11 protein-coding genes are annotated in these 12,954 nt (G+C 70.8%); all 11 read left to right on the forward strand.

Translation table 11 applies throughout. The features are described 5' to 3' along the window. The first annotated feature begins 143 nt into the window (after positions 1 to 143). The 11 genes from mraZ to ASD93_RS04675 all read left to right on the forward strand — a co-directional run bounded on the left by mraZ (position 144) and on the right by ASD93_RS04675 (position 12,939). Positions 144 to 575: a division/cell wall cluster transcriptional repressor MraZ gene (gene mraZ, locus ASD93_RS04625; RefSeq protein WP_056119404.1), complete on the forward strand. Its 432-nt coding sequence runs from the start codon at positions 144 to 146 to the stop codon at positions 573 to 575. Positions 576 to 675: 100 nt separating this feature from the next. Continuing rightward, complete coding sequence (gene rsmH, locus ASD93_RS04630) at positions 676 to 1,629, forward strand: 16S rRNA (cytosine(1402)-N(4))-methyltransferase RsmH (RefSeq protein ID WP_056119406.1); 954 nt, start codon at positions 676 to 678, stop codon at positions 1,627 to 1,629. Continuing rightward, entirely contained in the window at positions 1,626 to 2,219 is a 594-nt protein-coding gene (locus ASD93_RS04635; RefSeq protein WP_056119410.1) for a hypothetical protein, read from the forward strand. The genes rsmH and ASD93_RS04635 overlap by 4 nt, the downstream gene beginning before the upstream one ends. A 4-nt stretch (positions 2,220 to 2,223) precedes the next feature. Then, positions 2,224 to 4,008: a peptidoglycan D,D-transpeptidase FtsI family protein gene (locus ASD93_RS04640; protein ID WP_056119413.1), complete on the forward strand. Its 1,785-nt coding sequence runs from the start codon at positions 2,224 to 2,226 to the stop codon at positions 4,006 to 4,008. A gap of 24 nt (positions 4,009 to 4,032) precedes the next feature. After that, positions 4,033 to 5,445 (forward strand): UDP-N-acetylmuramoyl-tripeptide--D-alanyl-D-alanine ligase, encoded by a 1,413-nt coding sequence (locus ASD93_RS04645; protein ID WP_056119415.1) that lies wholly within the window; start codon positions 4,033 to 4,035, stop codon positions 5,443 to 5,445. Continuing rightward, positions 5,442 to 6,554, forward strand: a complete 1,113-nt coding sequence (mraY, locus tag ASD93_RS04650) for a phospho-N-acetylmuramoyl-pentapeptide-transferase (protein WP_056119418.1) — start codon at positions 5,442 to 5,444, stop codon at positions 6,552 to 6,554. Before ASD93_RS04645 ends, mraY begins: the two co-directional genes overlap by 4 nt. Continuing rightward, positions 6,551 to 8,104 carry a UDP-N-acetylmuramoyl-L-alanine--D-glutamate ligase gene (gene murD / locus ASD93_RS04655; RefSeq protein WP_056119420.1) on the forward strand — a complete coding sequence of 518 codons (1,554 nt, stop codon included), beginning with the start codon at positions 6,551 to 6,553 and terminating at the stop codon, positions 8,102 to 8,104. Before mraY ends, murD begins: the two co-directional genes overlap by 4 nt. Continuing rightward, positions 8,055 to 9,329, forward strand: a complete 1,275-nt coding sequence (gene ftsW, locus ASD93_RS04660) for a putative lipid II flippase FtsW (RefSeq protein WP_056119422.1) — start codon at positions 8,055 to 8,057, stop codon at positions 9,327 to 9,329. Before murD ends, ftsW begins: the two co-directional genes overlap by 50 nt. Positions 9,330 to 9,366: 37 nt before the next feature. After that, entirely contained in the window at positions 9,367 to 10,464 is a 1,098-nt protein-coding gene (locus ASD93_RS04665; RefSeq protein WP_056119424.1) for a UDP-N-acetylglucosamine--N-acetylmuramyl-(pentapeptide) pyrophosphoryl-undecaprenol N-acetylglucosamine transferase, read from the forward strand. A 66-nt stretch (positions 10,465 to 10,530) separates the two neighbouring features. Next, complete coding sequence (gene murC / locus ASD93_RS04670; RefSeq protein WP_056119427.1) at positions 10,531 to 11,955, forward strand: UDP-N-acetylmuramate--L-alanine ligase; 1,425 nt, start codon at positions 10,531 to 10,533, stop codon at positions 11,953 to 11,955. Positions 11,956 to 11,961: 6 nt separating this feature from the next. Next, on the forward strand, positions 11,962 to 12,939 hold the full coding sequence (locus ASD93_RS04675; RefSeq protein WP_056119430.1) for an FtsQ-type POTRA domain-containing protein: 978 nt from the start codon (positions 11,962 to 11,964) through the stop codon (positions 12,937 to 12,939). The last annotated feature ends 15 nt before the right edge of the window (positions 12,940 to 12,954 follow it).

Here is a 12,954-nt window from a genome sequence, read left to right on the forward strand (position 1 = left end):
TTCTTTGCCCGCCGCACGGCGGCATCCCACCCGAATGGGGCCGAGGGGGAGGAATGCGCGCGAAGTTGATGACAAAGTGGAGGGAAGTGGAGTAAAGTGGCGAGTATTCAGCGGGGGCTGGTCGAAGGGGGAGTGGTGAGCCGATGCTTCTTGGCACGCACACTCCGAAGCTCGACGACAAAGGCCGCGTCATCCTGCCGGCGAAGTTCCGCGATGACCTCGGCGGAGGAGTCGTCGTGACCCGCGGGCAGGACCGCTGCCTCTATGTGTTCAGCACCCAGGAGTTCGAGCGCGTGCACGAGCGCATCCGTGAGGCGCCGCTGGCCAACAAGCAGGCCCGCGACTTCCTGCGCATGTTCCTCTCGGGTGCGAGCGCCGAGAAGCCCGACAGCCAGAACCGCATCACCCTTCCGGGTCCGCTGCGTGCCTACGCGGGGCTCGAGCGCGACCTCGTCGTCACCGGCGTGGGAGCCCACGCCGAGATCTGGAACGCCGACGCGTGGAGCACGTACGCCGAAGCGAACGAAGAGAGCTACGCCGAACTGGAGCAGGAGGTGATCCCGGGCCTGTTCTGAGCCCTCGGCCCCGACTCCCAGCCGCCCTCCCTGACGCACTTCCCCGGTGTCAGGTCGGAGCGGATGGGGATCAGGACCGAGGGACAGGGTCCAGATCGATATGAGCCTCCGCGACATCCACACCCCGGTCCTCCTCGAGCGCTGCCTCGACCTGCTCGCCCCGGCGCTCCAGCGCGACGGGGCGGTGTTCGTGGACGCGACGCTCGGCATGGGGGGCCACTCGGAGGCATTCCTCGAACGGTTCCCGGGACTCCACCTGGTCGGACTGGATCGCGACACCGACGCGCTGCGCATCGCGGGCGAGCGCCTCAGCCGCTTCGGCGACCGGGTGACACTCGTGCACACGGTGTACGACGGCATCGCCGAGGCGGTGACGGGCGCCGGCTTCGCGGCCGCCGACGGCATCCTCTTCGACCTCGGCGTCTCGTCACTGCAGCTCGACGTGGCCGACCGCGGATTCGCCTACGCACAGGATGCGCCCCTCGACATGCGCATGGACCAGTCCGCCGGCACGACGGCGGCCGACATCCTCGCCACGTACGGAGAGGGCGATCTCCGGCGCATCTTCGAGCGCTACGGCGAGGAGAAGCTCGCCGGCCGCTACGCTCGCGCGATCATCGCCGCGCGCGCCGAGGCGCCGATCGAGCGATCCGGCCGTCTCGTGGAGATCCTCCAGGCGGCGACCCCCGCCGCCGTGCAGCGCGCCGGGCACCCGGCGAAGCGCGTGTTCCAGGCACTGCGGATCGAGGTCAATCGCGAACTGTCCGTGCTCGAGAACGCGATCCCGTCGGCCCTGGGCATCCTTCCCGTCGGCGGTCGCATCGTCGTGCTCGCCTACCAGTCGCTCGAAGACCGCCTGGTCAAGCGCGAGTTCGCGGATGTCTCCTCCTCGACCGCGCCCGCAGGGCTTCCCGTCGAGCTGCCCGAGCACGCACCGCGCTTCCGGCTGCTCGTCAAGGGCGCCGAGCTCGCCTCCGACGAGGAACGCGCCGTGAACCCCCGAGCCACCCCGGTGCGTCTGCGCGCCGCCGAGCGGGTCCGGGAGAACGCGTGAGCACCGCCACCAGCGCACTGCGCGCGCCCGCTGTCGCACCGCTGCAGACAGAGACCCCGGCTCGCCGCCTGTGGGCGGTCCAGGAGCCGGTGCGCCGGCGTCGCCCGAAGCTGCTGTACGGCGTCGTGGCCGTGCTCGGTGCATTCGTCATCGCCGGTGCGCAGATGGTCCTGTCGATCATGACCACGCAGGGCTCGTACGAGCTCTCGACCCTCAGCTCGCAGCAGCGCGAACTCACCTTCCAGCAGCAGATCCTCTACGACGAGGTCGCCGGACTGGGCTCGCCGCAATACCTCGCGGCCAATGCGGCAGCGCTCGGAATGGTCATCGACGAGTCGCCGAGCTACCTCCGGCTGAGCGACGGAGCGCTGCTCGGTGCAGGGGAGGTGTCGTACGGCCGCTCGTCCGTGGACGCCATCGGACGGGGTGTGGTGCCGAACGCCCTCATCTCCGACACGCCCCTCGTGACGGCGCCCGACGCGACGATCAAGGGGAAGCCGGTCGCACCGGTGACCCCGGTCGAAGACAGCGGAGTCGCCAACACTCCGCCGCCGATCACCGACGGACTGCCCACGCCGAGCACACACTGATCCCATGACGACCCGCAGCACCCGCAGCCCGCGTCGGCGCACCGTCGTCGCGCTGGCCGTCGTCCTCGCCGTGCTCGGGGCGTTCATCGTGCGCCTCGTCGACATCCAGGTCGTCAACGCCGACGATCACGTCGCCGACTCCCTCGAGGTCGCTCTCGAGGGCGGGCAGGTCCTCCACGGCACGCGCGGATCGATCGTCGACGAGTCCGGGCAGACGCTGGCGGGCAGCATCCTGGAGTACGACTGCCAACTGGACCCGCTGCTCATCTCGCAGATCGACGCGGAGATCGTCGCCGACAAGTCCGACGACGACCCGTGGGAGGACGTCTCGCAGGACATCGCGGAGATCACCGGGCAGAAGGTCGAGGAAGTCCGCGCGATCGTCTCCGACACCCTCGCCGAGAACCCCGAATCGCAGTATGCGCTGCTGCGCAACGGCGTGAGCACCGAGCGCTACCGGGCGCTGATGGACCTCGGGACCCCGTACATCTCCTGCGGGCCCCACCCCGCCCGCGCCTACCCGGACGGCGCTGTCGCCGGCAACCTCGTGGGCTTCATCGGCACGGACGGTGACGCGCTGGAGGGCCTCGAACGCTCCTACGACGACTGCCTGCAGGCGACCGACGGCGCGCTCGCGTACCAGAAGGGCAAGGACGGCGTCATCATCCCCGGCACCCGGCGCGAGCAGCCGGCGGTCGACGGCGGCACGCTGGAGCTGACGATCAACCGCGATCTGCAGTGGTACCTGCAGCAGCTCATCGGCGAGGAGGTCGTCGAGCGACGCGCCGAAGCCGGCTCGATCTTCGTCGTCGAGGTGAACACGGGCAAGATCCGGGCCGCCGCCGAGTACCCCACGATCGACCCCAACGAACCCACGGCGCTCGAAGGCGTGCGCGGAAGCAGGATCTTCGAGGGGACCTTCGAGCCCGGCTCCACCTTCAAGGGCCTGACGGCGGCAACGGTGATCGACGCGGGCGGTCAGAACCCGAACTCCACCGTCGTGGCCTCCGGCTACGAGCTCTTCCCCAACGGAGCCTTCGCGCGGGACTCCTTCCAGCATCCGGCCTTCACCTACACGCTCACCGGGGTCCTCGTGGACTCGTCGAACGCCGGCATCTCCAAGTTCAGCGAGCGCGTCTCTCCTCAGGTGCGCTACGACTACTTCCGCAAGCTGGGCATCGGGTCCGGCAGCGACGTCCACTTCAGCGGCGAGGAGACCGGGGACCTCCGCCCGGTCGAGGACTGGGGCGCCCAGACCACGTACAACACCGCGTTCGGACAGGGTCTGACCACCACCGTCCCCGAGCTGGCCGGCGCGTACGCCGCGATCGCCAACGGCGGGATCAAGGTGCCGCTCTCGCTCGTCGAGTCCTGCACGAAGGCCGACGGCACGGTCGTCGAGCCCGAGCAGCCCGAGCCCACGCGCGTGCTCAAGGAGAGCACGTCGGTTCAGATGCGGAAGATGCTCGAGAACGTCTTCGTGCAGTCGTCGTTCGCGCCCATGGTCCAGATCCCCGGGTACCGCATCGCCGGGAAGACCGGAACCGGCGAGAAGCCCGACCTCGTCAACGGCGGCTACAAGCGCGGCGTGTACTTCACCACGATGCTCGGCTTCGCGCCCGCGGACGACCCCGAGTACCTGGTCATCGTGACACTCGACGAGCCCAAAACGGTAACATCGTCTGCGGCCAACGGGCCCACGTTCCAGCAGGCGATGACCCAGGTCCTCAAGACCTATCGCGTCATGCCCGCGACGTCGGCGCCGGAGCTGTTGCCCAAGTTCGGGTGACCTCCCGATCCGGCCGGAGAACACATGATCGCCCTCACCATCGCCCAGCTCGCCCATGCCGTCAGAGGCGAGGCGGTGCTCGCCGGCGGTGCCACGGCCGACACCGTCGTCTCGGGGGCGGTCGACACCGACTCGCGTCTGATCGGACCCGGTGGCATCTTCGTCGCGAAGCCAGGTGAGGAGACGGACGGGCATCGCTTCGTCGACGCCGCCGTGGCCAACGGAGCCGCCGTGGCCATCGTGGAGCGGATCGTCGACTCCGGGGTGACCCAGATCGTCGTGCCGAACGCCGTCGAGGCACTCGCCGACCTCGCCCGTCACGTCGTCGCCTCGGTGCGCGACCGAGGCGACCTGCGCATCGTGGGCATCACCGGCTCCAACGGCAAGACCACGACCAAGAATCTGCTCGCACGAATCCTCGAGGACGAGGGCGAGACTGTCTCGCCGAAGGCATCCTTCAACAACGAGGTCGGCGCGCCGCTCACGATGCTGCGCGTCACGGACGGCACCCGGTTCCTCGTGAGCGAGTTCGGAGCGAGCGCGCCCGGCGAGATCGCCCGGCTCGCCGGGCTCGTCGAGCCCGATCTCGGAATCGTCCTCATGGTGGGCATGGCGCACGCGGGGGGCTTCGGGGGGATCGAGGCGACGTTCGCCGCGAAGTCCGAGCTCGTGCGCGCCCTGCGCCCCGGCGGACTCGCCGTGCTCAACGCCGACGACGCCCGCGTGGCCGCGATGGCGCCCATCGCCGCAGAGCAGGACGTGTCGGTCCGCTGGTTCGGTCGCGGCCCCGGCGCGCAGGTGCGCGCGGACGACGTCGTCGTCGACGCATCCGGAACCTCGTGCGTCGTGACGGCGGACGGCGAATCCCTGCCGCTGAGGCTGCGCGTCCTCGGTGAGCACCACGTCATGAACGCCCTCGCGGCGATCGCCGCCGCCACCGCTCTGGGCGTGTCCCTCGCCGCCTGCGTCGCTCGGCTGGAGACGGTCGCGATCGCCGAGCGCTGGCGCATGCAGCCGCTGGGTTCGGAGCGCGTGCGCATCATCAACGACGCCTACAACGCGAGCCCCGACTCGATGGCCGCCGCACTGCGCACCCTCGCGCAGATCACGGGGCCCGACGAGCGCACCGTCGCCGTGCTCGGGGCGATGAGCGAGCTCGGCGAGCACGCCGAGGAGGAGCACGACCGCGTCGGGCTCCTCGCCGTGCGCCTCGGCATCAAGCGCATCGTCGTGGTCGGGTCCGACGCCCGCCGCATGTACCTCGAAGCCGTCGCACAGGGCTCGTGGGATGCCGAGGCCGTGTTCTTCGCCACCGCCGACGAGGCGTTCGACTACCTCCTGACCGAACTGCGCGACGGTGATCGCGTGCTGGTGAAGTCCTCGAACTCGGCGGGTCTGCGGTTCCTGGGCGATCGTCTGGGAGAATCGTTCTCGTGAGATCCCTCCTGACCGCGGCCGCGATCTCGCTGGCGTTCACGCTCTTCCTCACCCCGATCTTCCTGCGGCTCTTCCGCAAGTGGGGCTGGGGTCAGGTGATCCGCACCCCGGAGAACGTCCACAACCCGAGCCACGGCGCCAAGCGCGGCACGCCGACCATGGGCGGCACGATCTTCATCGCCGGCACCATGGTCGGGTACTTCGCCGGCGCGTTCACCGGCAACAACCCGCCGACCATCTCGGGCCTCCTGGTGCTCTGGATGATGGTCGGGTTCGGCGTGATCGGATTCATCGACGACTACATGAAGGTGCGCAGCCAGCGCAGCCTCGGCCTCAGCGGCTGGCGCAAGATCGTCGGGCAGATCCTCGTGGTGGTGCCGTTCGCGATCGTCGCGCTCAACTTCCCCAACACGTGGGGCGAGACTCCCGCGTCCCCGTACGTGTCGATGTTCCGCGATCTCCCCGTCCTGTCCTTCATGGCGCTCGGTCCGATCCTGGGCTGGCTCCTCTATCTGGCGTGGACCTCGTTCATCGGGGTCGCCTACTCCAACGGCGTGAACCTCACCGACGGGCTCGACGGTCTCGCCGCCGGTGCCGGCATCTTCGTCACGGGCGCGTACAGCCTCATCGCCTTCTGGCAGTTCAACCAGGCCTGCTGGGGCGGTGAGGGTCTCTCGCCGGGGGCGCTGTCCGCGTGCTATCCGACGCCCAATCCCTTCGATCTCGCGATCGTCTCGGCGTCGGTCGTGGGTGCGCTGGTCGGCTTCCTGTGGTGGCAGGCCCCCAAGGCGGAGGTCTTCATGGGCGACGTCGGGTCCATGGCGATCGGCGGTGTCATCGCGGCCATGGCGATCCTCACCCGCACCGAGCTGCTCTCCGTGCTGGTCGCGGGCGTGTTCATCATCGGTCCGGGGTCGGTCATCCTGCAGCGGCTCTACTTCAAGGCCACGCGCGGCAAGCGACTCTTCCTCATGAGTCCGTTCCATCACCATCTCGAGATGCGCGGCTGGCCCGAGATCAAGATCATCGTGCGCATGTGGATCATCGCCGGACTGCTCGCGGTGTCGGGCATCGGATTCTTCTACGTCGAGTGGCTCTCGCAGACATGACATCGGATCGCCTGGGCGGCCTCACCAGCTGGCATGCGGACTGGACGGGCCTGCGCGTCGCGGTGCTCGGTCTCTCGGTGACCGGATTCTCGGTCGCCGACACCCTCGCCGAGCTCGGAGCCGAGGTGCTCGTCGTCACGGAGCGCGCCGACGAGGAGTACGCGCGCCTCCTCCCCGTGATCGGGGCGCGGCTGTGGACCGGCCCGCTGGCGACGGTGCCCTCGGAGCTCGCGGACTTCGCCCCCGACGTCGTCGTGGCGTCGCCGGGTTTCTCGCCGGTGCATCCGCTCGTCGTGTGGGCCCGTGAGACGGGCGTGGCCCTCTGGGGAGATGTGGAGCTCGCCTGGCGGGTGCGCGACAAGGTGGTGCGGGCCGACGGCACGCCCGCCGACTGGATCCTCATCACCGGAACGAACGGCAAGACCACGACCACGCGGCTCACCGCGACGATGCTGGTCGCCGGCGGGCTGCGCGCCGCGCCGGTGGGCAACATCGGCACGCCGGTGCTCGACGCGATCCGCGACCCCGCGGGCTTCGACGCCCTCGTCGTGGAGCTCTCCAGCCACCAGCTGTGGTACCTCGGACTGCAGGATTCGGCCGATCCGGTCTCCCCGCACGCCGCGGTATGCCTCAACCTCGCGGACGATCACCTCGAGTGGCACGGCTCCGCCGAGGCGTATCGCGATGCCAAGGCCCACGTGTACGACAACACGCGGGTGGCATGCGTCTACAACAAGGCGGATGCCGCGACCCGGGCGATGGTCGAGGACGCCGACGTCATCGAGGGCGCGCGGGCGATCGGCTTCGACCTCGGCGTCCCCGGGCCCAGCGATGTCGGCGTGGTGGACGGCATCCTCGTCGACCGTGCGTTCCTCGACGATCGCCGCACGAGCGCGCTCGAGCTCACGACGGTCGCCGAGCTGGCCGAACTCGGACTCTCGGCGCCGCACATGGCGGCCAACGTCCTCGCCGCGGCGGCACTCGCGCGGTCGCTGGAGGTCTCGCCGGCCCACGTGCGCGAGGCGCTGCGGGGCTTCCGTCTCGATCCGCACCGGATCGAGCTCGTCGCCCGGCACGAGGGCGTCGCCTGGGTGGATGACTCGAAGGCGACGAACCCCCACGCCGCCGCGTCATCGCTCGCGGCGTACCCGGGTGCGGTGTGGATCGTCGGCGGCCTCCTCAAGGGCGTCGACATCTCCGAACTCGTCGCGGGGCGAGGCGCGCAGGCGAAGGCGGCCATCGTCATCGGGCTCGAGCGCGAAGCGGTGGTCACGGCGTTCTCGCGACACGCGCCGGGGGTGCCTGTGTTCGAGGTGGAGGCCACAGAGACTGAAGAGGTCATGGCGCGCGTCGTCGAACTGGCGGCCGGGATCGCGCGTGACGGGGACGTCGTTCTGCTCGCCCCCGCCGCGGCATCCTTCGATCAGTTCGTGTCGTACGCCGACCGAGGCCGCCGATTCGCGGCCGCGGTGAGGGAACGCATCGGGACGGGGGCCGCAGGTGAGCACGACGCAGCCGCGGACCCGGAAGGTCCCGGAGATCCCGCCTGATCCGCAGAACCGGCGGGGTCTCGCCGCACGGGTGACGCTCGGGCGCGTCTTCGCCCCGGTGCCGAGCGAGTTCCTGCTCATCGCGTCGATGGCGCTGCTGCTGACGGTGTTCGGCCTCGTCATGGTGCTCTCCGCGACGTCCGCGACGGCGACAGCACGGGGCGAGGCGCCGTGGGAGATCGTGCTCAAGCAGGGACTGTTCGCCGTGGTCGGCATCCCGCTGATGTTCGTCGCGAGCCGCCTGCCCGTGCCGTTCCTCAAGAAGATGGCCTGGCCGGCGCTCATCTTCGCGATCGTGTTCCAGCTGCTGGTGTTCACGCCGCTCGGCCACGGCGCCGATGGCAACCGCAACTGGATCATCATCGCGGGCTTCCAAGCGCAGCCGTCCGAGTTCCTCAAGCTCGCGCTCGCACTGTGGGTCGCGCTCGTCCTCTTTCGCAAGCAGAACCATCTGCGCAAGTGGCAGCACGTGTTCATCCCGCTCGTGCCGGTGGCGGGGCTGGCGATCGCGACCGTGCTCGCGGGCGACGATCTCGGCACAGCGATGATCCTCGTCCTCATCGTGCTGGGCGCGCTGTTCTTCTCGGGCGTGCCGCTGCGCATCTTCATCCTGCCGGCGATCGCGGCGGCCGGGGCGGTCGCCTTTCTGGCCGTCACCAGCCCCGACCGCATGCGCCGGTTCATGAGCTTCCTCAACCCGAACTGCCTCGAGGACTACTTCAACGACTGCTACCAGCCGCTGCACGGCATCTGGGGCCTGGCGAGCGGCGGCGTCTTCGGCCTGGGACTCGGCAACTCGCGCGAGAAGTACGACTGGCTCCCGGCGGCCGCGAACGACTACATCTTCGCGATCGTCGGCGAGGAGCTCGGACTCATCGGCTGCGCCGTGGTGCTCGCGCTCTTCGCCCTCTTCGCGGTGGGCGCCTTCCACATCATCCGCAAGACCGACGACCCGTTCGTGCGGATCGCCGCCGGCGGCATCACCGTCTGGATCGTCGGGCAGGCGCTCATCAACGTGGGAGTCGTGCTGCGGGTGTTCCCGGTGCTGGGCGTGCCGCTGCCGTTCATGTCGCAGGGCGGCACGTCGCTGCTGTCGGTTCTGGTCGCGTCGGGCGTGCTGCTCGCGTTCGCGCGGACGCTTCCGGATGCCGTCGCCCGGCGCCAGGCGGCGATCGACCTCGCCGCGGCGCGACGGATGGCGGCCTCCCGCTCCCGCGCCCGCTGACGCGCGATCGCCCTCCCGCGCCGGATAGGCTCGGCGGGTGACGACGTATCTCCTCGCCGGCGGCGGCACTGCCGGACACGTCAATCCGCTGCTCGCCGTTGCCGACGCACTGCGTGAGCGGGAGCCGGATGCCGAGATCCTCGTCCTCGGAACGCGCGAGGGCCTGGAGGCCCGACTCGTGCCGGAGCGCGGATACGAGCTGCTGTTCGTCGACAAGGTGCCTTTCCCGCGCCGCCCCGATCGCGCTTCGGCATCGTTCCCGGTGCGGTTCCCGCGGGCCGTGGCGCAGGTGCGCGAGCACCTGAGAACCCGTGGTGTGGACGTGGTCGTCGGCTTCGGCGGCTACGCGTCGGCGCCCGCCTACGTGGCCGCGCGGCGGGCTCGCGTCCCGTTCGTGGTGCACGAGGCGAACGCCCGCCCCGGCATGGCGAATGTCCTCGGTGCGCGCACGGCGGCCAAGGTCGGCGTGGCGTTCGAGGGCACCCCGCTCAAGCGCTCCCACGTGGTCGGCATGCCGTTGCGACGTGAGATCGTCGACCTCGACCGCAGCGCGCGGCGCGGCGAGGCCGCCGCCCACTTCGGGCTGGATGCTTCGCGTCCGGTGCTGCTCGTGTTCGGCGGATCGCTCGGTGCCCAGCGCTTGAACGAGGCGTTCGGCGCGGGCCACGGCGAGGCATGGCGCGACGTGCTCGACGCAGGGTGGCAGCTGCTCCACGTCACGGGCGAGCGCTCCGACCTGCCCGACCCCGGTGCGCCGGGTTACGCCGTCCGCCGCTACGTCGATCGGATGGACCTCGCCTTCGCCCTCGCCGATCTGGTGGTCTCCCGCGCCGGTGCCGCGACCGTGAGCGAGATCAGCGCCCTCGGCATTCCGGCCGTGTACGTGCCGTACGCGGTCGGCAACGGCGAACAGGCGCTCAACGCGTCCTCGGCGGTCCGCGCCGGCGCCGCCATCCTCATCGCCGATGCCGAGCTCACGGGCGATCGGGTGCGGTCCGAGATCGTCCCGCTTCTTGCGGACGAGCCGCGGCGCGCGGCGATGACCGAGGCAGCGGCATCCGTGGGAACCCGCACCGGCACCGAAAGCCTCGTCGCCCTCATCGACCAGGCGCTGGATCGCCCCGCGGCGGGCTGACGCCGGTCCGCCCGCCCAGCGCGCCGGGGCCGCGGGGACGGTGGGCCAACTTAGGATTGACGGGTCATGATCAGACCCGACCTCTCCCTTCCCATCCCCGAGAACATCGAGGCCGCGCACTTCATCGGCATCGGCGGATCGGGCATGTCCGGACTCGCGCGCATGTTCCTGGAGCGCGGCATCCGCGTCTCGGGCTCGGACCGCGCCGACAGCCGGGCGCTGCGAGAACTCGCGGAGCTCGGCGCGACCGTCCACGTCGGACATGACGCCGCGAATCTGGGCGACGACGTCGACACGGTCGTGCACACGGGCGCGATCTGGCCGGAGAACCCGGAGTTCCTGCTCGCGAAGGAGCGCGGCCTCCACGTCATCCACCGTTCGCAGGCGCTGCACTGGCTCATCGGCGGACGCCGCCTGGTGTCGGTGGCCGGCGCGCACGGCAAGACGACTTCGACGGGAATGATCGTCACCGCCCTGCGCGCGCTGGATGCCGATCCGACGTTCGTCAACGGCGGAGTGATCGCGCAGCTCGGCGTCTCGAGCGGCACCGGATCGGACGACCTCTTCGTCATCGAAGCCGACGAGTCCGACGGCACGTTCCTCCTGTACGACACCTCGGTCGCGCTGATCACGAACGTCGATCCCGACCACCTCGACCACTGGGGCTCGCGCGACGCGTTCTACGACGCATTCGCGCGCTTCGGGGACCGCGCCCGCGAAGCCGTCGTGATCTCGGCGGACGACGACGGGGCGCGACGGGTGACGGCACGGCTCACCCACGCCCACGTGGTCACGTTCGGCGAATCCGCCGATGCGACGGTGCGCGTCGGCGACATCCGCACCGATGGGCCGGTGTCGTTCGCGATCACGCATGACGGGACGACGGTCGCGGGGCGCCTCGCCGTGCCCGGGACCCACAACGCGATCAACGCCGCGGGCGCCGTCGCGGTCCTGCTCACGCTCGGGTTCGCCCTCGAGCCTGCGGTGCGCGCCGTCGAGGGGTTCGCCGGCACCCTGCGGCGGTTCGAACTGCACGGCGCGCGCCGGGGCGTCAGCGTGTACGACGACTACGCGCATCACCCGACCGAGGTCGAGGCGGCCCTCGTCGCGGCCCGCACGGTCGTGGGCGACGGACGCATCATCGCGATCCAGCAGCCGCACACCTACTCCCGCACGCAGGAGATGTACCGCGAGTTCGCCCAGGTGCTCGAGGACCACGCCGACCACACCGTGATGCTCGACGTCTACGGGGCACGCGAGGACCCCGTGCCGGGCGTGACCGGGGCGCTGGTGAGTGATGCCTTCGCCGATCCCGCGCACGTGCACTACGTGCCGGACTGGCAGGAGGCCGCGGACTACACGGCGTCGGTGGCTCGCGACGGCGACTTCGTCATCACCCTGGGGTGCGGGAACGTGAATCTCATCATTCCGCAGGTGCTCGAAGCGCTCGACAGCATCGGGCCCGCGGGCGCCGCGGACGCGGGGGAGTAGGAGCGGATGCGCCGCCCGTCACCGCTGCCGCCGCCCGTGCGCGGCGAGGCGAGTGTCGCTGCGCCGTCGCGAGCGGCCGCGCCGGGAATCCCCGCGGACGACCTGCGCGAGGAGGGTGACCGCACCGCGCCGGTGATCCCGCTCACGGGCTCGGCGCCGCGGCCGGGCGCCGACGCGCCGTCGGCGCCGCCGCTGCCGGAGTCCGCGCCCGACTCCGACGCGGTCGGCTGGCGCGAGGTATGGGGCGCGGCGCGCGCGCGCCGGAAGGCACTGCGTGCGGAGGTCCGCCGCTTCACGGCCCGCCAGCGCCGCCGCCGCGCGGTGTGGCTCGGCGCCGCGGCGGCCGTCGTGGTCTTGGCGCTCGGAACGCTCGGCGCGGCCTACAGCCCGCTGTTCGCCGTCGAGACGATCACGGTGATCGGCGCCGAGCAGCTCGACGAGGCGCAGGTGGCGACAGCGCTCGAGGGTCAGGTCGGCACGCCGATCCCGCTCGTCGACGAGAGCGCCGTCAAGGCGGCGCTGATCGCGTTCCCGCTGGTCGAGTCGTACACGCTCGAGGCGCGCCCTCCGCACGAGCTGGTCGTGCGCCTCGTCGAGCGCACCCCGATCGGGGTCATCGAGACGCGGGCCGGAGCGACGGTCGTCGACGCGGCCGGCGTCGCGCTCTCGACCGCGACCGAGCCGCCCGCGGGACTTCCCGTGCTCGAGATCCGGGGCGGCGTGGGATCGGACGCATTCCTCGCCGCGGGCCAGGTCATGCACTCCCTGCCCGCCGACATCCGCGCGCAGGTCACGCGGGTCACCGCGAGCACACCGGACGATGTCACGCTCACCCTCGGGGCGACCGGCACCGACGTCGTGTGGGGGAGCGCGGAGCGCTCCGCCGACAAGGCGGTCGTGCTGGCGAGGATCATGACGGCGCGTCCGCCGGCCTCGGTCCGGCAGTACGACGTGTCGTCGCCGAACGCCGTCGTCGTCCGCTGACGTCTCGACGGCACG

It is taken from the genome of Microbacterium sp. Root180, assembly GCF_001428485.1.
Classification (GTDB): Bacteria; Actinomycetota; Actinomycetes; order Actinomycetales; family Microbacteriaceae; genus Microbacterium.